The organism is Halorubrum sp. SS7 (assembly GCF_005435055.1).
In the GTDB taxonomy this organism is placed as follows: Archaea; Halobacteriota; Halobacteria; order Halobacteriales; family Haloferacaceae; genus Halorubrum; species Halorubrum salinarum.
Genome location: NZ_SGXV01000372.1, coordinates 1 through 390 on the forward strand (window position 1 = coordinate 1; position 390 = coordinate 390).

At 66.2% G+C, this 390-nt stretch carries 1 pseudogene; it reads left to right on the forward strand.

Features of this window, described 5'->3' with window-relative positions:
* Window positions 1-390, forward strand: a pseudogene (locus tag EXE44_RS18445) (histidine kinase); the annotation flags it as partial.

Consider the following 390-nt stretch of genomic DNA (forward strand, 5'->3'; position numbering starts at 1 on the left):
TCTATCTCCGCGACGTCACCGACCGCCGCGAGCTGGAGCAGCGGCAGGAGGAGAGTCTCCGCGCCATCCAACGGCTCTACGCGGTCTCGTCCGACCACGACCGCACGTTCGAGCAGAAGGTCGAGGCCATCCTGGCGCTCGGCTGCGAGTACCTCGACGTGCCGAACGGCTTTCTCACTCGGATCGAAGACGCGACGCAACACGTGGAGGTGTCGCACGCCGAACACCCCCTGTTACAGCCGGGCGAGACCTGCCCGCTCGACGAGGCGTACTGTAAGCGGACCATCGAGCGCGACACGCTGTTGACGGTGGTCAACGCGACCGAAGAGGGGTGGGCAGGGGACCCCGCTCACGAGAACTTCGGGCTCAAGACGTACATCGGCGGGAAGG